The 20401-nt window shown below is 49.7% G+C and carries 17 protein-coding genes; 7 read left to right on the forward strand and 10 right to left on the reverse strand.

Translation table 11 applies throughout. From position 1 onward, the window contains the following. Nucleotides 1–78 precede the first annotated feature (78 nt). From BLT51_RS00140 to BLT51_RS00150, 3 genes are read left to right on the forward strand one after another with little or no spacing between them, the layout of a single operon-like run. A complete protein-coding gene (locus BLT51_RS00140) occupies nucleotides 79–468 on the forward strand; it encodes a GntR family transcriptional regulator (protein ID WP_091278449.1) in 390 nt (129 codons plus the stop codon). Beyond that, the gene (locus BLT51_RS00145) at nucleotides 465–1214 is read left to right on the forward strand and encodes an ATP-binding cassette domain-containing protein (RefSeq protein WP_091278452.1); all 750 of its coding nucleotides are present in this window, start codon (nucleotides 465–467) and stop codon (nucleotides 1212–1214) included. The genes BLT51_RS00140 and BLT51_RS00145 overlap by 4 nt, the downstream gene beginning before the upstream one ends. Then, nucleotides 1211–1951 carry a hypothetical protein gene (locus BLT51_RS00150; RefSeq protein ID WP_091278455.1) on the forward strand — a complete coding sequence of 247 codons (741 nt, stop codon included), beginning with the start codon at nucleotides 1211–1213 and terminating at the stop codon, nucleotides 1949–1951. The genes BLT51_RS00145 and BLT51_RS00150 overlap by 4 nt, the downstream gene beginning before the upstream one ends. Nucleotides 1952–2019: 68 nt before the next feature. Here the strand turns inward: BLT51_RS00150 and BLT51_RS00155 are convergent, their stop codons facing one another. Next, the gene (locus BLT51_RS00155) at nucleotides 2020–5067 is read right to left on the reverse strand and encodes a UPF0182 family membrane protein (RefSeq protein WP_091282415.1); all 3048 of its coding nucleotides are present in this window, start codon (nucleotides 5065–5067) and stop codon (nucleotides 2020–2022) included. 141 nt (nucleotides 5068–5208) lie between these two features. Between BLT51_RS00155 and BLT51_RS00160 the strand changes: the two genes are divergently transcribed. Continuing rightward, complete coding sequence (locus BLT51_RS00160; RefSeq protein WP_091278456.1) at nucleotides 5209–5757, forward strand: PPA1309 family protein; 549 nt, start codon at nucleotides 5209–5211, stop codon at nucleotides 5755–5757. 1 nt (nucleotide 5758) lies between these two features. Here BLT51_RS00160 and BLT51_RS00165 read toward each other — a convergent pair whose 3' ends face one another. Next, a complete protein-coding gene (locus tag BLT51_RS00165) occupies nucleotides 5759–6868 on the reverse strand; it encodes a YlbL family protein (protein ID WP_091278459.1) in 1110 nt (369 codons plus the stop codon). A 147-nt stretch (nucleotides 6869–7015) separates the two neighbouring features. Here BLT51_RS00165 and BLT51_RS00170 point away from each other — a divergent pair, with 147 nt between their 5' ends. Together BLT51_RS00170 and BLT51_RS00175 are read left to right on the forward strand one after the other, a co-directional pair. Continuing rightward, nucleotides 7016–8383 carry a zinc-dependent metalloprotease gene (locus BLT51_RS00170; RefSeq protein WP_091278461.1) on the forward strand — a complete coding sequence of 456 codons (1368 nt, stop codon included), beginning with the start codon at nucleotides 7016–7018 and terminating at the stop codon, nucleotides 8381–8383. A 77-nt stretch (nucleotides 8384–8460) separates the two neighbouring features. Beyond that, nucleotides 8461–9432 (forward strand): hypothetical protein, encoded by a 972-nt coding sequence (locus BLT51_RS00175; protein WP_091278464.1) that lies wholly within the window; start codon nucleotides 8461–8463, stop codon nucleotides 9430–9432. On the opposite strand, the gene BLT51_RS00180 is transcribed toward BLT51_RS00175, so the two are convergent. Both BLT51_RS00180 and nudC read right to left on the reverse strand, forming a co-directional pair. Beyond that, nucleotides 9403–11409: an ATP-dependent helicase gene (locus BLT51_RS00180; RefSeq protein WP_091278466.1), complete on the reverse strand. Its 2007-nt coding sequence runs from the start codon at nucleotides 11407–11409 to the stop codon at nucleotides 9403–9405. The genes BLT51_RS00175 and BLT51_RS00180 overlap by 30 nt on opposite strands. Nucleotides 11410–11496: 87 nt before the next feature. Further along, nucleotides 11497–12375: an NAD(+) diphosphatase gene (nudC, locus tag BLT51_RS00185; RefSeq protein ID WP_091278469.1), complete on the reverse strand. Its 879-nt coding sequence runs from the start codon at nucleotides 12373–12375 to the stop codon at nucleotides 11497–11499. A 58-nt stretch (nucleotides 12376–12433) separates the two neighbouring features. Between nudC and glgX the strand changes: the two genes are divergently transcribed. Continuing rightward, complete coding sequence (gene glgX / locus BLT51_RS00190) at nucleotides 12434–14614, forward strand: glycogen debranching protein GlgX (protein ID WP_231943953.1); 2181 nt, start codon at nucleotides 12434–12436, stop codon at nucleotides 14612–14614. A 661-nt stretch (nucleotides 14615–15275) separates the two neighbouring features. On the opposite strand, the gene BLT51_RS00195 is transcribed toward glgX, so the two are convergent. The 6 genes from BLT51_RS00195 to BLT51_RS00215 form a co-directional block, all read right to left on the reverse strand. Continuing rightward, complete coding sequence (locus BLT51_RS00195) at nucleotides 15276–16472, reverse strand: MFS transporter (protein ID WP_157672830.1); 1197 nt, start codon at nucleotides 16470–16472, stop codon at nucleotides 15276–15278. A 189-nt stretch (nucleotides 16473–16661) separates the two neighbouring features. After that, nucleotides 16662–16871, reverse strand: coding sequence for a hypothetical protein (locus BLT51_RS00200; RefSeq protein ID WP_091278473.1), 210 nt, complete (start codon nucleotides 16869–16871; stop codon nucleotides 16662–16664). 215 nt (nucleotides 16872–17086) lie between these two features. Next, the gene (locus BLT51_RS00205; RefSeq protein WP_091278476.1) at nucleotides 17087–17662 is read right to left on the reverse strand and encodes an MFS transporter; all 576 of its coding nucleotides are present in this window, start codon (nucleotides 17660–17662) and stop codon (nucleotides 17087–17089) included. An 8-nt stretch (nucleotides 17663–17670) separates the two neighbouring features. Then, nucleotides 17671–17835, reverse strand: a complete 165-nt coding sequence (locus tag BLT51_RS09010) for a hypothetical protein (protein ID WP_157672831.1) — start codon at nucleotides 17833–17835, stop codon at nucleotides 17671–17673. After that, complete coding sequence (locus BLT51_RS09430) at nucleotides 17835–18281, reverse strand: MFS transporter (RefSeq protein WP_366502910.1); 447 nt, start codon at nucleotides 18279–18281, stop codon at nucleotides 17835–17837. Before BLT51_RS09430 ends, BLT51_RS09010 begins: the two co-directional genes overlap by 1 nt. A 701-nt stretch (nucleotides 18282–18982) precedes the next feature. Further along, complete coding sequence (locus BLT51_RS00215) at nucleotides 18983–20086, reverse strand: DNA glycosylase AlkZ-like family protein (protein ID WP_091278482.1); 1104 nt, start codon at nucleotides 20084–20086, stop codon at nucleotides 18983–18985. Nucleotides 20087–20401: the final 315 nt, after the last annotated feature.

A 20401-nucleotide genomic window follows, 5' to 3' on the forward strand; every position in this document is an offset into this window, starting at 1 on the left:
CTAGGTAATTATCTTAGGGTTGACATTCACCTAGTTACATGGTTAATTAGTCATGTAACTAACCAAGGAGGTGAAGGAATGAATGATGGTCAACACAACCTCATATTCAATTCCACAACCCCGATCTATCTGCAAATCGCGCAACACATTCGCGAACAGATACTCGACGGGCAACTAACCGCGGGCAGCCAAATCATGTCAACAACTCAATACGCCACGACGTATCGTATCAACCCGGCAACCGCAAACAAGGCCTTCAACCTTCTCCAATCCGAAGGCCTGATATTTAAACAACGAGGCATCGGCATGTTCGTTACCGACGACGCCACCGCAATCCTCAAACGGCGTGGCCAAGAATCCTACCTTCGCGCCACCCTCGGCCCAGCAATCGCTGCAGGCCGATCTCTTGGATTTACCAACCAGGAGATAACAACTTTCGTCGACGCACTCCTAGAGGAGGAACAATGACACCACCACTAAAAGTAATCACCGAAAACACCGGATATTCTTATTTCCGCCACCGCGCACTCGAATCGGTATCCACCACATTTGAAGCCGGAACCATCACCGGCCTCCTTGGCCGCAACGGCTGTGGAAAATCTACCCTATCGATGGTGTTAGCTGGTCAGCTCAAGCACACTGGCTTTGTTCAGATGCAGTGGGACGGACAAACGTCGTCGTCGCCAATCTGGAACAACCGTGATCTCATGCGTCAGGTCGCACTCGTGTCTGATGAAACCTCCGTTCTTACTGAACAGAAAATGAAAAACACGATTGCTCTGTGGCAAGCCACCCGGCCAGACTTTGACCGCGACTTCTGCCTCGAACTCCTGGATCGATGGGCGATCGATCCAAAACGCAAGCCCAAAAAACTCTCCCGCGGCCAAAAATCGGCTTTCTTTGCTTCTCTCGGCCTTGCTTCGCGATGCCCATTGACGATTTTCGACGAAGTACATATCGGAATGGATGCTGTTGTCCGGCAAGAATTCTACGATGCCTTATTAGCCGATTACGTCAAACATCCCCGAACTATCATCATCTCTTCACACCTCGTCAACGAAATCGAGGACATTATCGAAAACGTGGTAATCCTCGATCATGGAAAACTCCACGAAGTCGGCAACGCGGATCACTTACGGGCAAAATACTCCACCGAATCAGGCCTGGCATCGTTAACCGATGTTCTCATCGCATCTACCCGGAGGAACTCATGAAACTCATACCACGTCTCATTTTTACTCGACAGCTACGCACAGTAACACTATGGATCGTGCTGGCTATTGTTGTCGCATATATCTATAACCTATGCGCCTTATCCGTATTCGGATTGAACAGTGGAATTGCACTCGGCGATAGATATTTTAACGTTCTTATGACCACTCCTTATTCTGCTGGCTATAGCGACCCATCGACGATAGTCAGTTCAACATCGCTCGGACTATCCAACGCGATACCGTTTGTCAGCGTTGGCATGTTTATTTCTATTGTTGGAGAAAATGCCCGAGCATGGCTTGGCGCTGGTTTAGAACGACGCACAATCTTCATCGCTTACCAGACATTCATCGCACTAACAACCGTAGTAATGACTAGTGTTACAACCTTGATCGTCGGTTTTGCATCATTCATGGGCTCGGCAATAGTTAACGGTTTGTCACTCTTCACGGTGCTCTACACGTTCTTGCTCTATCTGGGAATTCTTGAGCTAGTCTTGCTAGGATGCACTATTTTTCTACGGCTCCCTTTATGGCTTGCTATAGCAATAGTTCTAGGCGTGCCTTTTGCCTCAGCTTTCCTCATCGGAAACGTTGCCAGTGGAGCGCTTCATATATCCATCGATCTGGATCTATCCAATAACACCCCGCTACTGACCGTCGTGGTTCTAGGTATCAGCCTAGTCATGGCGCTACTATCTTGGGCATTCCTTGCTCGCCTTCCCATGCGTCGCGGATAACTAAGAAACATAAACAAAGATGGCGAGCATTATGCTCGCCATCTTTGTTTGCTAACTAACTATCATGGTTACTTTTGGGCATCAACCTTTTGTTGAGCTTCAGCAGCCCGGGAAATAGCTTCGTTAAGTTTCTTCTGAGCCTCACCATAAGCCGCCCAGTCGCCCGACTTCAATGCTGCGTCTGCACTCTTAATCGCATCCTTCGCATCATTCAAAGCTGTGCTGAGATCGGCAGCTGGCGTACCAGATGGAGCCGACGGACCAGCCGGTGCCGGTTTAACAGCTGGATCTGGCTTATCCGCGTTCTTATCAGCCGGGTCTGGCTTAGCCGGAACCTTCACTTTATCGCCGTCAACCGGTGCTGCCTTATCGCCAACGATATTGGCATCGCCAGCATTAACGCCCGAATCACCGGCAAAGACCATGTCGAGCGATTCTTGCAACGTTGGTGCGAAGCCTACCGAATCGCCGAACAACGTTAGTACGTACTGCAAAGTTGGATACTGAGTACCCTTCGAAGCTTGAACATAAACGGGCTGAACATAAAGCAGACCGCCGCCAACTGGCAAGGAGAGCAAGTTACCTTCGATAACCTTCGTGCCACCTTGACGTAGCAAGTTCAGATCTGTTGAGACCTTCGGGTTAGCAAACATCGTGTTTTGTGCCTGACCTGGGCCTGGAACAGTCAGATCTCGCGGAAGTTCTAGCAACCGCAACTTGCCATAGCCTGGAGCGATCTTTCCGGTCTCATTACCAGCATTCGAATCAGCAGCGAGGAAGCCCGTCATCACGTTACGCTTCGTATTTCCACCTGGAATATACGCCGTAGACAACGAGAACGACGTTTCTGTTTGACCTGGCATTTGCAGTGTCAAATAGTAAGGCGGCTGTGCTGGAGCGCTCGAATCATTTTCCGACTGTCCGGTTGGTTCACGCGGAATCTGCCAGAAGTCACCACCAGAGTAGAAAGACAATGCGTCATCTACGTGGTAGCGAGAAAGCAAGCTGCGCTGAACATTGAACAAGTCCTTCGGATAACGCACGTGTGCAATCAGATCACCTGGCATATCCTTCAGCGGTGTTACCTGACCTGGGAAAATACCTTGCCATGCTTTGAGGATCGGATCTTTTTCATCCCACTGGAACAGCGTGACTTTACCGTCATAAGCATTAACAACGGCTTTCACCGAGTTGCGAATGTAGTTGATTTCGTTTGTTCCACCAGCAACCAAAGCTCCCGAACGGTTCGTGGCATCGCGTGTTGTCTCATCTAGAGTTTCACGAGCCGAGTATGGATAGTTGTTCGACGTCGTATAGCCGTCAATAATCCATACCAACTCAGATGGCGTGTCTGGATTAGAATCCATATCCACTACTGCCGGAACAGCCTTGGAATCAAGGGTTAAATATGGAGCAACCTTCGCCACCCGCTTGTGCGGATCACGGTCAAACAAAATCTGGGAGTTACTAGTAACGCGATCAGAGAAGAATAATTCCGTAGAGCGATACTTGATCGCAAACATCAGCTTCGACCATACATCACCGATTGATGGTCCACCATTACCAGTGTACGTTGTATTGACCTGGCCGTTAGGAGCGTCGTCGTTCGGATAATCCAATTCCCACGGCTCGGTCTTTTCTGGCGCACCAACAATGGAGTAATCCGGAGACTGTTGACCGAAGTACACGCGCGGCTCAAACTTGCCAAGCTCACCTGTGGACGGAATACCTGCTTCCCAGAAAGCTGGATCTCCCTTGGAGGTCACTGTGTTGCCATAAGCTGCGGCAACACCGAAGCCATGGGTAAAGACAGTGTGGTCATTAACCCATGACCGGCGTTCATTATCAAGACCTTCAAGATTCAATTCGCGAACTGCGATCACGGTGTCGCGAAGTTCGCCGTCGATCGTGTAACGGTCAACCGTTAACGGAGCCTTGAACGAATAATACTGACGGTTTTGCTGCAACTGGTTGAACGACGGATCAACGATATTAGGATCTAGTAGACGAATCTGAGCAGTCGTCTGCGAATCTTCGCGCAACTGACCAGCTTCAACCGTTGTTCGCGCTTCATACTGCTGAGTCTCCACATCGGACAAACCATAGGCTTCTAGCGTTGCGTCAATGTTTCGCTGAATGTAAGTAGATTCTAGCTCGGCAGCGTTCGGATCAACCTTGAACCGCTGGAGCAAAGCAGGATAAGCGAAATTCACAACCAATGCGACGGCAAATACGGATGCAATACCAACAACAGCTGGCTTCCACCGCCGAACAATTCCCGCATAGAGGAACATGACCGCAACCAGGGCTGCGGCAATAGCCAAAATAGTTAGACCAGGCTGCGAAGCGTTGATATCAGTGTAGGTAGCACCAGAGAAACGTTGCTTGTTTCCTAGCAGAAGGTTGTAACGATCAATCCAGTAATTACCAGCAAACAAAAGCGCACCGATCGCTAGCAAAATCCCGGCATGGAGCTGAGCCTTGCTCTTCAAGTGTGGTTTATTGCCGCGGAACACAAATGCTCCGTTAAACCAATATCCCATCATTGATGCAACTAGCGAAAGTACCAACAACGTACTCAAGAAGCCGAGGACAATTTGTATCGCCGGCAGAGAGAAAACGAAGAATGAAACATCTAAACCGTATTCTGGGTCAGTTTCACCAAACGATGTCCCGTTAAACCACAACAAGAATGTTCGCCAGCTACCAGCCAAACCGAGGCCAAAGAACAAACCAACCACCAGCGGAATCAAGACGTACGTAGTTATGGAATGGTGCCGTAACCAGTTCACGTTCTTCGCTAGCGGGTTCGTAGAGACGACGACGTCGTCAGCCGATGACGCCTTCCCTAATGCAACCCGCAGATTAATAGCAAAAACAACGGCAACTAAGAGAGTACCAATCACCCCCAACCCAATTGCGGCGCCATACTGAGTCCAGAAGACCCGAGCCGCGCCAATCTGATTGAACCAAGCCATTTCAGTCCAAAACTCAGCAATAATGACTAGCGCAAATACAATGACAGCTAGCACAATTAACGTAGGAGTGAACGCACCGCCCGGAAGTTTGCCAGACTTAGGCGCAGGGCGCGACACATTCGGCGTCGATGATGTCACAACATTATCCTTTACAACGGTTTCCATCTGCGAGCATACGCAAATTCTACTTATAACCGTATCCTACTTACTTCTAGTTCCCAAGGGTGATTGAGATGTTACAGATATGCCGGTGGAGAACAATATGGAACAATAAAGGATATGACCAATGAATTATCTGCAGAACACCGATCATTACGAGACGCCGCCCTTGACATCGAACGCCATGTGGCATCCGGTGGTTGGGATGGCCCGATTCGCATGTTTGCACTTATTCGCGCACAAGCTGCATTAGCACAGAACCCAGAACTGGCCAACGAATTACCAGCCGATGTACATGCCCAATCAATTACTGATCCACATCTCCTCTTCTCGGTTGAGCAAGAAGATCTGCCTCAGACTTCCTCACTGGAAGAATTACTAGGACAAATCGTGTGGCCACCAGAAGTTGATGGTACCGCACTCTCGATAGAACGCATCGTGCTACCGCCGTCGGCCGAAAAAGATATTCCGGAAGATCCCGCCCAGGCGCAACTCTTTCTTCAGCAACACCCCGAACGTGAAGATGTTCGGATGGTAGTTGCGGCAATGCGTGACGGGACAACATGGAGTGTTATCCGAATGCGCTCACATGACGCAGATGCGGATGTGCTTTCTGGCGAAAACCTTGTTGAGGGCTTAACAGCTGCGTTGCGAACGACCTTCGAATAAGCTACTTCGCAAGATCCATAACGGGCGCCTTAACTGCAGAGCACGGCGTCAAATCTGACGTATCTTGTTCTCCAATAGCTTTCACCGCAGCGATAGAATCATCGATTGTGCGAACAGCCCATACCCGCATTCCTTCTGGAATATGTCCACGTGTTTCGGCACAATTAGCTGCTGGTGCCAAGAAGTCATGTGCTCCGGCGTCGTGCGCGCCAACAAGCTTTTGGGCAATACCCCCGATTGGTTGAATAGATCCGTCCCAAGCTAGGGCACCCGTACCAGCAATGCGATGATCGGCTCCCAACGAACCTGGGGTGAGCTGATCATAGATCGCAACCGAGAAAATATTTCCCGCGCTCGGGCCACCGATTCCGTCTACTAGATAATGTGCTTGGGCAGGTAGAGAAACGTCTGTTACTGAAATAAAGACGCCCATCATTGAACCAGGACGAACAGCGCCGTCGAATTCTGGTGGTCGAGCCACAGTGGTGACATGCTTATCGAGGTTCTTGCCGTTTCTTTCTACCGTGACGGTTATATCAGACCCCGGCTCGACTGTGGCGAGTATCTTGGAAAGCTGACTAAAAGAAGCGATAGCTTCTGGCTTATCCATCCCTGCAGTTCGTACTGCTTTAATGATATCGCCTTCTTCAACATCCGCATTTTTATTAGTGCTACCAGAAATCGTTAACGTCATCTTCACGTCAAGACCAGCACGTTCCATAGCGACCGCAGCCGCAGTATCTTGCGAGGATGTCATCATCTGTTTGTCACGTGAGGAGACATCGTCGTTTGTCTCCTGCGGAGCATACAAAGCACGAACCGGGAGCACCCTCGAGCCCGGATCAAATAGCGCCCGGGCGACTATTCCCCCGCTAGCACCATAATCAGGATTACCGTAAGCGGACACGGTAGTCATAAAAAGATGAGTATCTGACGGATACGTTGTCTGACCAGAAACTTCCACCATGCGCTGACCGTCATACAATGCAGTCACATCGTTTGCCGGACCGGGGCCCATAACGATAAAACTTGATGGCATAACAATAGCTCCCACTGCGAATAATCCAAAGATTACTGCGGGAACTGCTGGTGATTTTGCACGCCTGCTCACTTTTTTCACCTTACTATCATGCCTCACAATAGCGAGAAGAACGACATCAAACTTTTATTCGTTCGCCCAACGCGCACCGCAACCATTATCTTGTACGGATATCGTATTGCCAGTTAGGCTATAGGCAGGAATATTAAAGGAGACAATATGGCCGAGCATGATAATGAACAATGGGAAGAAATGTTGCGGGCAATCATGGGCGATGCTGCCGATGAGGTCATACGCTCTATGAAAGATTCTGGAATTGACCCGTCTGCTATGGGCATGATGGTCAGTCCAGATCAGATGCACGCTGTTACTTCCCAGCTCAAAGCTATGCTCGGTTCGTCTGGTGAAGGCCCGGTTAATTGGAAGATTGCTGAAGAAGTTGCTCGCGATACGATTATCCGCTCACATATGGATAATTTGACGGCAGCAGACGGAGACAAAATTCGTTCTGCGCTGTCGGTTGCGTCATTGTGGCTTGATGCGGTCACCGATATTGATCCGACGACGGGCCCGAACCTTGCTTGGACGCGACTGGACTGGGTGGCTCATTCCCTGCCTACATTCCGCAAGCTACTAGATCCGCTAGGGACGAATATTAACCGTGCTTTTGGCGACGTTATGCGCCAACAACTGCAGCAGCTTCCTCCGGAAATGGCTGGAATGATGGGCGATCCAAGTAATTTATTGACCAATATGGTGTCCTCATTTCTTGGGATGCAATACGGCACGGCGTTAGCACAGCTGGCAGTCTCCTCGTTTGGTACGGCTGATATTGGTCTACCGTTGCTAGAGGGCTCTTCGGCTGCTCTGGTGAGCTCAAATATTGCCGATTTTGCTAGTGATCTTGAGATTTCCGACGACGACGTTCGGATGTACATCGCAGTACGCGAAGCAGCTGCAGCTCGACTCTTTACGTCAATACCTTGGCTTCGTCCACGTATTATTGACACGATTGGCGAATACGCGCGCGGCATCGAAATCGATATGTCCTCAATTGAAGAACAGGCTCGTTCCCTAGATTTTGCTAATCCCGAGGCGATGCAGGAACTGGATTTCAGCGGCGTTTTCTCCCTAGAGCAATCCGAATCGCAAAAGGACGCATTGGCACGACTTGAACATCTTTTGTCACTCATTGACGGTTGGGTGTCTGCAGTTTCTGCCCGGGCAGTACTGGCTTATATTCCGAGTGCAGCAGCTTTGCGGGAAATGTTTGCCCGTCGCAATGCTACGTCGCATCCAGCGAAGGCAGTGTGGGGTTCTCAGCTTGGTGTTGAACTGGCACCGCGTGATTTGCGTGCCGCTGTTACTTTTTGGGAACGGGCGACTGCTGAGCGCGGAGACCAAGGACGCGATCAGTTGTGGTCACATCCGGACTTACTGCCGTCTGCAGATGACCTACATAACCCGGATGGTTTTTTCTCTGCCGAATCGGCTGCTATCGAAGACGAACTAGATTCATTCCTAGCGGAGTTGTTTGATGACGCCGATGGCGGTGATGATACCTCATCTCAGCAGCACGATGACTAAGTTTTCCACCCCTGTGGACTAATTTTCTTAGCCGGTAGTTCTTCCTTTTATGCTGGTGCCAACGTTAAGGAGGTACCATGCAGATCATTCCGGGACTGCCCGTTGTGTGGCGAGAAACTGACCAGTTGCAGATCGGGTTAGACCCGCGTACCGGTATTGTCCTGTCCGGACTGACCAAAAATGAGCGTGCTTTCGTTGATTCATTATCAGTTCCGCAATCTGATTTTGAACTGGCTAGTCGCGTTAAACGACTGAATCTAGCGTCTGCTCGGGTTAAAGAAATAATTTCTATGCTCACTAAGGCACATGTTTTAACCACGTCAGATATGACTATTCCCGATGCCACATCCGGCGTCCGGTTGCATGGTAGCGTGCCTGATCGTCGTTCCAATACTCATATTGTTTTTGTTCGCGGTGACTACGTGAGCATGGTGGCAGCTCTCATCATTTCCGACGCCGGTATTGGCCATATCACCTGCCGGGATTCATCTGCTGTTGCTCACCTTGATCATCCCCGATTAGCCACAAGATTTACTGGCTTGCCGCGCTATCTTGCGTGGGATAATGTGTTCCATAATCAGAACCATCAATCGCTGGCGTCGTCTCAGCCTACCGCCGTGGTGATTTCTCACCCGTACGTGATCAACCCTGCCACTACTGCCGGCTGGCTTACTGCTGGTACTCCTATTGTTCATGTGTGCACCGAGGAAGTAGATCTGGTTGTTGGGCCAACAACTATTCCGCACATATCGGCTTGTTCGTCATGCGTTTATCTACACCACGTAGATGCTGACAAGGCGTGGCAGCGCCTTGCGATGCAAGCGTTTGGACGCAGTGAAGTATTGGCCGATATTTCTTCTATGGAGCTAGCTGGCGCATACGTTGCCCGAGAGATTCTTGCCCTCGTTGATCAGCAAAAGCCGTCCCTATTTAATGCGCTCATACGTATTGGACCACAGCCCCGATTACCGCTCACCTATCAGGTTCTTCCCCATCCTGATTGTGGATGTCAGGCGGAGCTAACGGCGTCCGACACCGGAACCGACTGAGGTGCGGTTGACGATCTCAAGAACTGCTTCACCGAAATAGGATAGCTTCATAGCGCCAACGCCTTTGACGCGTCCCAGTTCCGCCAAGTTACGCGGCTTAGCGATAGCAATATCCCGCAACACTGAATCATGGAAGATCAGATACGGCTTACGTTGAGATTCTTCGGCTACTCGAGAACGCCACTGTACGAGCTCCTCATACAGCCCCATATCTTGAGCGTGCTTCGTCTCGAATTCGCGGGCCAGCTCTGCCGACTTTTTCCGAGCCTGAGTTGCACGTGATTGTTCTTGCGGCCAGATATCGTCCAAGAACCGCGAGCGCTTGCGATCTGCACGCCCACTATTGGTACGAGCATAGGAAATAGCGAGTTCTTCTTTCGCACGAGTAATCCCGACATAGAGCAATCGGCGTTCTTCTTCGATTCCGGCCGGTCCTTTCGCAAGCGAAATAGGCATCAGGCCTTCACTCATGCCCACTAAGAACACGGCTTTCCATTCCAAGCCTTTAGAGGCGTGCAACGATGCCAACGTCACTGAGTTCGATGTCGGTTCGTTCATAAGCTCAGCACGTTCGGTCATTTCAGCTAAAAATTCGCTGATTGATGCATCTCTTTTCTCTTCCATCGCAGCAGCAAGCTCACGCAGCGTATTGAGAGCATCCCAGCGTTCCCGAATCGCACCGCGGCCAACGGGCGGTTCGGGCCGCCAGCCTACTTGTTTGAGCGCATCCACCACGGTGTCTTCTAGACCCTTGTGCTGCGGCAACCGGGCCACTGAACGCAAGGTAACCATTGCTTCTTTGACGTCTTTGCGCTGGAAGAAACGTTCGGCGTCTTTGATCGACACCGGGATACCTGCTTCATTCAACGCTGTTTCAAATACTGCAGACTGGGCGTTGGTTCGATAAAGGATGGCAATATCTGAATACTTCATACCGCTGGCAGCCAAAGATAAAATTTTCCCGGCGATTTCTGAGGCTTCTTCGGCATCGTCTTGGTATATCGAAAAACTCACTGGCCTTCCCGATGGCAGCATGGACGTCAAATGTACTGCCCCATCTATCTGCCCGTGACTAATAACCGTATTAGCCGCCTCAACTATTTGCGGCGTCGACCGATAGTCACGGTTCAGTGTCACAATATTTGCTTGTGGGAAATGCCGTGAAAATTCCGCAAGATATGTTGATTGTGCACCTGCAAACGAGTAAATAGTCTGGGCTACATCGCCCACAACACACAGGTCTTTGCGGTCTCCTAACCACAGCTGCAGCAATCGATACTGCATCGGCGAAACGTCCTGAAACTCGTCCACCACAAAATGCTGATACTGGTGCCGAATAATCGACGCTATCTCGGGCTCATCACTCATGATGCCGATCAGCAACAAAATAACATCTTCAAAATCAATAACGCCCCGCTCCGCTTTTGCTTCTTCATAACGCGAGATCAGGTGAGCAATATCGGTGTATGTTGTTCCCGCAATATAGTCCCGTTCTTCTTCACCGGCTCGCACCACGTATTCTTCTGGTGGGCACAGTGTTACTTTCGACCACTCAATTTCGGCCGCAAAATCTCTAATCGCCGGCTTATTCGTATCAAATCCCAGCGATGCGGCAGCTCCCGATACCAGTGCCAGTTTCGATTCTTTGATCTCTGGAACATGGCCTCCGATTGCTTGGGGCCAAAAATATCTCAGCTGCGATAACGCCGCCGAGTGAAAAGTTCGAGCGTTAACCGGACGCACCCCTAAATCACGCAACCGAGTGCGCATTTCTGACGCGGCCTTGGTAGTGAACGTAACCGCAAGGATATTGCGCGGATCATAGGCACCACTGTGAACACCATAAGCAATTCGATGCGTTATAGCGCGCGTTTTACCTGTCCCAGCACCAGCCAACACCGCCATCGGCCCATGCACATGCCGAGCCACCTCGCGTTGATCAGGGTCTAACGCATCAAGCAACTGTTCAACCTGCACTGGCTCTCTCCTTTTATCTACCGTCCACTGACTTTGATTCTAACGGTATGCTCCGACATAAAACCCGATACACCGTCTGTCTGTGGATTACGCCAATTCTCCACCCAGCCAGTGCTCGATCAACGCACGTCCAACTGACGCAGCTACCGGTAAGGTTAATTCCCCACTGGACACGCGTTCACGCAACTCATCCCGATCAACAAAAAACGCTTCTGCTATTTCTTCCGTGTCCGGGCGCGGCGTCCTCTCTTGTGTCCAGCCATAAAATGCCATCATAAGCGAACGCGGGAACGGCCACGGTTGCGACCCTACGTAACGCACATCGTCGACGTCGATCCCAACTTCTTCGCGAACCTCACGTCGCACGGCTTCTTCAAGCGATTCTCCCGCTTCTACGAAACCTGCGAGAACAGAAATCCGCCCCTGCGGCCAGCGCGCATTACGCGCCACCAGCAACCGATCCGCCGGATCAAGAACACCCATAATAACAGCCGGATCGGTACGCGGAAACACAATATGGTTGTTCGGGCACACCCGTTTGCGGCCCCAATCCACTGCTGTCAAGGGCTCGCCACACACCTCGCAAAATCGTGCCCGCCGATGCCACGCCGTTAACGCTAGCGCGCTCCACACCAGCGTCATCTCATCCGTAGGCAGATCACTCATCAGCTGCCGGATATCCACATAAGACACTAATTCACTTACTTCATCACTGCACTCGTCGAGTCCGTCGTCGTCGATCACAAAATAATCGTGGTCCGCATCAGATGCCAGATAGCACCAGTGAGAAACGACGTCGGCAACCGGAAACCACGCTACATGACCCGTTCGCAACGCAATTTTGCCATCGCACACCCGCGCAACAACAGCGCGAGTTGGATCAATTTCGTTACCTACCGACATCCATAAATCCCTGCTATACCAACGTTCTTTCAACGGATCATAGGCTCGTGTTAGTTCATCCACAACTCAAGCCTACCCCTCTAATCCCCAAAAACCCCACAAATTTGCCACAATATAAGGCGTGACTATTACTGATATGCCATACCATAACGCTCCATTTGCGCAGCCTGCTTTTAGCAACCCGCCCAAGCTCGGCGCACACCTCATCGCCGACGGTGTCGATATTGCTGTTGAAGCACCACATGCTTCGTCCGTCTGGGCGTGCTTTGTGGACCCCGAATCGGCTACCGAACACTGCGTTGCGTTACATCGTGGCATGTACGGCGTATGGTCTGGTTACGTTGAGGGTATCCACGCCGGTCAGCTCTATGGCATCCGCGCCGACGGACGCTGGGATCCAGCCGCCGGTCACGTCTATAATCCGGCGAAGTTGCTACTCGATCCGTATGCCCGCGCAGTGGGACGATCCCCGCAGTTACACCCTGCCTTGTACGGATATGTTGTGGACGACGACGGAACGCCCCACCCTACTGAGCGCGACGAACGCGACTCGATTGCTTACGGCCCACTCGGGGTTATCCTGCCAGACACTCCAGCTCCCACTACTCGCCCACAGATTCCGTGGGATGAGACGGTTATTTATGAAGCCCACGTGGTGGGATTAACGAAAACATTACCTGGCCTACCTGATGAATTACGTGGAACCTATGCCGGGCTTGGCCATCCCGTCACAATTGACTATCTGACATCGCTGGGTATCACCGCAATCGAACTGTTGCCTATCCATGCCAAAATGAGCGAACCGTTCTTAACTCGCAAAGGTTTGGAAAACTATTGGGGCTACAATACGCTCGGATTTTTTGCGCCTGAGCCGAGTTACGCCACGGAAAGTAGCCAGCAAGCTGGCGGTCAAGCTGTGGTGAACGAAGTGAAGGATATGGTGGCGGCGTTACATGCGGCGGGTATCGAGGTGTTGCTCGACGTCGTCTACAACCATTCGTGTGAAGCCGGTACTGACGGCGTGACGGTTTCGTGGCGAGGACTTGATTCGTCACTGTACTATCGCCATGATTCAGCTAATCCAGGAGCATTAAAAGACACCACTGGGTGTGGCAATTCCTTTGATTTCCGGCGTTCTTCGGTTATCCGGATGACGTTAGATTCATTGCGTTACTGGGTTGAGGTGATCGGCGTTGATGGTTTCCGTTTTGATTTGGCGGTGACGCTGGGTCGTGAGGGTGATAGTTTCAACCCGAACCACCCGTTGTATATCGCGATGGCAACTGATCCGGTGCTCAGTACTGTCAAGCTAATTAACGAACCGTGGGATGTGGGCTACGGCGGTTGGCGGACCGGCCAGTTCCCGGTGCCGACGGCGGATTGGAACGACAGATTCCGCGATACATTGCGCTCGTTTTGGCTCAGTGAACCAGCGGCGATCATGCACGGCGGACACGGTAGCGATCTGCGTGATTTAGCCACTCGTATGGCAGGTTCTGCTGATTTATTCGGCCACGGTCGGATTCCTGGTGGGCGCGGAGTACATGCGTCGATTAACTTTGTAACGGCACATGACGGTTTTTCACTCAACGATTTGACGGCTTATTCGCATAAACACAACGATGCGAACCTCGAGGATAACCGTGACGGTTCAGATAATAATTTGTCCTGGAATCATGGTGTGGAAGGTACCGCGCCTGAGAATATTTCCGCGATGCGACGTAAATCAGCACGCAATTTAATGGCCTGCTTAGTTTTGGCTGCTGGCACCCCGATGCTCACTGCTGGGGACGAAATCTTAAAAACTCAGCATGGTAACAATAATGCGTATTGCCAAAATTCGCCGTTATCGTGGCTGAATTGGGATCTTGGTGAGGATGAGGCGAACATGTTGGCTACGACGTCGTTCTTGTTGCAGTTACGCCGGGAACATGCAGTGTTCCGCCCAACCCAGTTCTTCACTGGTAGTCCACGTGAGGGCGACGCGTTGCGTGACATGGAATGGTTAGATGCTTCTGGCAACCAGATGCAGGACTACACGTGGTTTGATCCCCAGGCCCGGTTGGTGCAAATGTTGCGTTCGGGGCGCGGAATGAGTCGCGATGCGTTGGTGATTATTAACGGCCAGGCGCAGGCTGAGCAGGTCACGCTTCCGTGGGGGCGCGGTACTGATTTTGAGCTGATGTGGGCCAGCCAATGGGAACGCCCACGCGAGCACACGGAGCATATTGCACCCGGTGGGCATCTCACCCTCGCTCCGTTCTCAGTTGCAGTGCTGCTAGGCGGAAGCGCGGAGCGGTAAACCGGGCATTATTCACACTTTGCTGCGCTGTTTCGTGTTTTTGGGCGCAAAAAGCGCCCAGCGGCACAATAACTGTATAGCACCCTATCGTGCCGATATCCGCCATTTTGAGTCCTCTAAACTCAGTCACAATAGCCGGTGACGCAGAACGCCTGAGTTAATGGCTCTTGGGATTTTAGCGGGGTGTTGTACGGTTCGCACTTAGAGTGCGATCAGCCTCATTCTTACCACGATCACTGCAGGCATTCAGGATTTATCGCCATCTAGAAGTAGAAACCGTGCAGGTTCGGTGATGAGGTTAGCGCATACCCATCTGTCGTGCTCAGATGTTGACGTATTGGGCTGCTTTGAGTGGTCATCATTGCTCTTTTGCTTAACCTAAGGGCAACTGTTTGGTGAGTAGGACATGATATGAAGGCTAGCGTCGCCCAATCCCGGCAATAGCGCAAACCTAGGAGTATATCGCCTCGGTTTGCGCTATTGCCGGGTTTTGCTTACACCTACCTATTCACCCACCGGCGACACACAACATCATCCCTTAACCCAGCTAAAATGCGAAGAGCCGAATTAATTTCATCTTTTGACACGTTTGGAGCAAGTGACAACTTCTCGTCTTGAGAAAATACAACACACACATCCTAGGATTTACTCTTCGGTTACCTCATCCAATGACGGAACTTGAAGGTTCTGCGGAAGACTCCGATGCTGAAATACGAGAATTCTTACGATCAAGAAATAGACCCATAGATATCCCGCCAAGTGCAAGAATAATTAGCAATAGCGCGCTTATAGAAATTACCGAATGAAGAATCTGTGCTGGAAAAAGCGCATAAATAAAGTACGCAAATGGCGTAGTGCCAAAACTTATCATGTAGTCCAGAGAAGACACTCTACCCATTTGGCTTGCTGGTATACGAGATTGTAGGGCCGATCCCCATAAAACTCCAGAGATTTCAAAACCGACACCGGTAAGAAAAGAGCTGATAATTAAAATCCAAAAAGAGTCGGATAAACTACATGCAAGCAATTGAGTAACTGACAGTGCTCCCCACGCCATACTTCCGCTGATTAGTTTAGTCGTTCGGATTCTTAATGAAAATAGGCTCCCGCACACATAACCGATAGCCACGCTTGACATCATTAATGACCAGGTTGACGGACCGAGTCTCTCAATAATATAGATAGGTTGCGAAACTTCGGCAGCTCCAGAGTGCACTGCCAAGAAAATACCCCAAAAAGGAATCGTGAAATAAAGCCAACTATTTCCTGACATCACTGCGCGAAAAGTTGTACGATCATTCCCCTCGTCTTTTTGAGCAATCACATTTTCTGTGATCTTTATACGCGCAACCAAACATGCTGAAACTGCATTCATGGCAACTATAGACCAAAGTAGAAAAACGGGAGACGTGTGTACTCCTATAGCTGCGGCAGCTCCTGGCGCCACGATACCAGCAACATTGCGAAAGGAACGCACTAGCGCATTGCCATGAAGTATCTCTGACTTTTCAACAATCGATGGAAGCAACGCATACAAGGAAGGAGATCCTATAGCTACAACAAAACCTGAGAGCAATAAGATTAGCTGAGCTTTCCAGCCTAACCCCTCCCCAGGAAGCACAAGGGCTAAGCAAACATTGAGGATCATTCCGGCCACAATTGATGATACAGACACCTTCACACGATCCCACTTATCCGCAATAACACCGCCAAGCAAGGTGACAAGTAAAATGGGTAAAGTGCGCGCAGCTAACGAGAGCCCCAGGCCAAATGTGTCTGAACTATTTGCGCCATAAAGGACAAGTGAAAAAGTCAAAAAAGCACTTGCAAAGGACGAAATGCCTTGCGCCCACGCCAAATACCAAAGATTTATACTGCTGGGGCACATGAGCCCCTTTATCGAACATTTACCCATACTAGCCTAAAATACTAATACTTCTCCCTTTTCAAGTCCATCCACACTGATGAACGTGGTGAGAGTTTAATGGATGGAAAACTCTGCCGTACGTTAATTATCTGATACGCCTTTGGCGGCTACACACTGGGATTAATAGTTGACTGTCTCCTCTTTCGCAGCTTTGTCGAGAAAACTCATTCCCTCGCTGATTAGCTCGCACCGCAGGAGAGGTTCTCCGCCAAACCAATAGGCATTAAAAGGCCTATTGCGATGTAGTTCAACTATCTGTTCGACCACTTCATTAAAGCCGATTGCAGCATTTCCCTTTACCGCACCCAAAGCGCTTTGAAAAATGTCCATACCAGCACGATTGCGACTTTCTCTCAAAAGAACCCGGCAGCTTGAAATCTGTGCATCTTGGATTTACCTAACGGCTATCTCCAGCGGAGTATCACTCACCCGAGGATGCCGCTATCAAGACACGTAGATTTAGAATCACAGAGGACACATGCCTACAAATCGCAACGATTGAAAGGACTAAGCAGCATCCCGATACTGAGTAGGATACTTCATTTTCAAATTTTCTCATTGCTATTTTTCATTACTCCTTTTCCCATCAAGAAAAAGAGTAATCCAAGAATAAAAATGGTCACTGCAGAAATAGCGACTGCTGAGAAGATACTGAGACTTCCCCACAACCAACCAAACACCATATTCATTGTAGTAGAGGAAATAAGCGTAACCGTTGAAAGAATCGAGAACATTCCGTTGCGATGCTCATCGGAGAACTTACCTTGCTGCAAAGCTCCCAGCGCAACACCCGAGATCCCGAATCCGCATTCAGCAATAAGGAAACCAACGATCTTGGCAACAGGCATCGCCACGACACACAACAGCCCAATCGAAATTAGTGTAATTCCAATAAAGAAAGTCGGACTGTAGGGAAATTTAGAAAGCAAGAATTTCGTACTATACGAACCCGCCAGAGCCGCCAGACTCATGAAGAAGAGCATGAATCCGTTTCGCCCTACATTATCGCTACCCAGCGTCAAAATAGGTTGCCACGGCAACACGATCGCGACGGTAACAGCGCCCAAAAGCACATTCGCTAGAACCAGCGGACGAATCTCGTCAGAGAACAGCCAGCGCACTATGAACTTTAGCCCAGTTTTGTGCTTGCAATAGATGTAGATTCTGTTTCTTGAAAGAGGAAAAACGACAAACCCGCTAGGACAATGATGCCTACGCCCGCAACCATGATCAGCGTATTTGCATCAATCCTTGCAACAAACGCCCATATCAACAACGCGCCAACTGCCGACATTACCCATCGTGTGTTCGAAGTCTGCCGTGCCAGTTTCTCGAACAAGTCTTGCCGGTCGAGCGTTTTCGAAGAAAAAAAAGAAGGATTGGGGCAAAAACACCTGATTGTAGAGCCATACCGGTTGTCCAAAGAATAAATGATATAGCAATGTAAATTATGGACGACGAAAGGGAAAGGAATACCAGACTAAGACCCCACATCGCTAGCCCAGTCATCAGAAATCTTTTATGACCAAACCTATCAGCTAGATTTCCGCTGGGTGCTTCGATCAGTATCGAAAAGAGCGTACTTAGCCCAAATAGAAATCCTAACTGCGCTGGCGAGACATCTTTTTGTAGGACTGCAACGACATATACTGCCCCAAATAAGAAATCGAAGAACATTAAAAGGCCATAAACAAACACAATGCGCCGAAGCATCAATTGTGCGTCTCCTCTACTCACCATTGACAACCTAGCCTCCAATATCCGCAGTCCCGACTCTGCATATATTACAAATATAAAACACACAACTAATCTCTGTAAGGAATCTATTCAACCAAAGCGCCAAAGGCCTCATGTTCCATAAAATGGGGTATTCCTCATTTTCTCCCGCCAAGTGGTGAAGGACTGTATAGGCTGAAGAAAGTTTGGTCAAGATGCTAAGAACTGCACAGTACGGTTTACCATACGCAGGACACTTAACTATAGGGTGTAGCGTTCCAATCGGCTTGTCATGTGGAAAAAGGTGTTTCTTACCGTACGGCCCGGTATTGGTTAGCCTTATCTCAATAACTGGGACGAACGATACCTGAAGATGCAGATATTATTGCGGAAAACGCGAGGCTAGATAGGGAATTCTATGAGCTTCACGATACGAATTAGTTGTTAAAAACAGCTACGGTTTTCCGTCTTCGAACTCAACCTAAGAGCGTTCGGTACATGATTGCGTTCATTGATAGACACAACACTCCTTTCACATGAAGCATCCATCAGTCACTCGTTAACCAACACCCGTAAAGGAGGGTTGTCGCCTTCGAGCGGATATCGTCAAGCCAAGTATCGTAGTCCTTCAACTAAACAGGTTCGAGACAAACAACTCGCGGAAATGAATCGTTCTTTGTGCAGTGTTGTTAACTCACCAGCCCTATCAGTGACGACGATGTATTTTATAGTTTTACACCCTCCTCAGGGAGATCTGTCCAAAGTTGTAGAGTCCGCGCAACTTCATGTTCGACAAAGCGGGCATCCATTGTCTCATCTATTTCAAGGTTCTCGATCTTAACGGTGCCGTTCGAAACTCTCGCGGCGACTCTTCCAATAATGTTTTCATTGTTCAGAAGCGGCATAGCAAAGTAGCCAAATTCGCGCTTATTCGCGGGCTTGTAAATTTCGAGTCGATAGTCTTTCCCGAAAAGCGCTAGCTGACGTGGACGATGCCAAATTAACGAATCAAATGGCGAGAGAACCGAAATATGCGGACTTGACCAATCCAATTCGTCAACTTTGTCAAGCAACTGTTCATCGATCAACCAGGTGTCTTTGAGTCCCTCAACATTCACCGGAATAAATCTGCTTTCGTGACAATATTCAGCGATCTGTGGGTCTTTCGGGAATCGAAAGTAATCATAAACATCCTTAAGCCTCGCAACCCCAAGTGCACCTAAAGCAAGATCTACCGATTTTTGCAGGCTCTCATCAACACTTAACTTCTCCTCAGTAGGCATATTAGCTTGTTCCGGTGTACTGTATACCCTTTGCCAGCGTTCATCTCTGCTAACCACAGCCAATTCGCCAAAGCTCAGCAACCATTCACAAGCGACCTTCACCTCGCTACTACGATCCCAGCCGTTGCCACGAGTTTTACCAAGCATTCCATGTGTAGCCGGCCCGTCAATCGAAATCCGCTTCAAAACATCAGTTGCAACTTTCGGGTTATATGGAACACCACTGAGACCATTTTTGCGGATACGATCACGGCGCCAGTGAAAAATCGGCCATAGAGATTGCGGAAGAAGCGAATGTGCATGTCCCCAATTTTCGAACAATCCGGCCGCTGAAGTGTAAAGACTATCTACTTCAGATTTATCGACCCCACGGGAAAGAAGCACAATTTCTTGCGAACGACGCACTGCCTGAATTGAATCTATTTGTACGCAACCCAGTCGCTGTATCACCGATTCCAATGAATTAAGCGACCCTAGCTGACTCGGGGCTAACCCTTGCGCAAGCACAGCTACCTTTCGCGCAGTCCGTAGATCGATATTCTCCACAAGTCTTGACCTTTCCCTTCTCGATCACAGCGACATGCACGCACGACTTATAGAAATTAGCCGTGCAATCTCGTAAACAATACCATCAGTGTATTCAAAGACAGATTTAATTCCAGAGTTTATGTCAGTAGAGCAAATCTGAGTCAAGTGTTTTCTATTGCTAGTTCTAAACTCAACAAACCCGACAATATCATATGTCCAGATCCCCCGTCACTTAACTACAAGATGGAGGACTACATGTGGTTTAATAGTCTCAGGTCAGGCTCAGCAGGTCACTCTTCCGTGGGGACGCCGTACCAAATTCGAGCTCGTGTG

It is taken from the genome of Arcanobacterium phocae (assembly GCF_900105865.1).
GTDB lineage: Bacteria > Actinomycetota > Actinomycetes > Actinomycetales > Actinomycetaceae > Arcanobacterium > Arcanobacterium phocae.

Bases quoted from the DNA above. Each gene is read 5' to 3' on its own strand.
- BLT51_RS00170 (WP_091278461.1), top strand. From the start codon at position 7,016: ATGGCCGAGCATGATAATGAACAATGGGAAGAAATGTTGCGGGCAATC.
- BLT51_RS09430 (WP_366502910.1), bottom strand. From the start codon at position 18,281: ATGGTGAGTAGAGGAGACGCACAATTGATGCTTCGGCGCATTGTGTTT.
- BLT51_RS00160 (WP_091278456.1), top strand. From the start codon at position 5,209: ATGACCAATGAATTATCTGCAGAACACCGATCATTACGAGACGCCGCC.
- BLT51_RS00200 (WP_091278473.1), bottom strand. From the start codon at position 16,871: ATGGACATTTTTCAAAGCGCTTTGGGTGCGGTAAAGGGAAATGCTGCA.
- BLT51_RS00175 (WP_091278464.1), top strand. From the start codon at position 8,461: ATGCAGATCATTCCGGGACTGCCCGTTGTGTGGCGAGAAACTGACCAG.
- BLT51_RS00145 (WP_091278452.1), top strand. From the start codon at position 465: ATGACACCACCACTAAAAGTAATCACCGAAAACACCGGATATTCTTAT.
- BLT51_RS09010 (WP_157672831.1), bottom strand. From the start codon at position 17,835: ATGTCGGCAGTTGGCGCGTTGTTGATATGGGCGTTTGTTGCAAGGATT.
- BLT51_RS00140 (WP_091278449.1), top strand. From the start codon at position 79: ATGAATGATGGTCAACACAACCTCATATTCAATTCCACAACCCCGATC.
- BLT51_RS00150 (WP_091278455.1), top strand. From the start codon at position 1,211: ATGAAACTCATACCACGTCTCATTTTTACTCGACAGCTACGCACAGTA.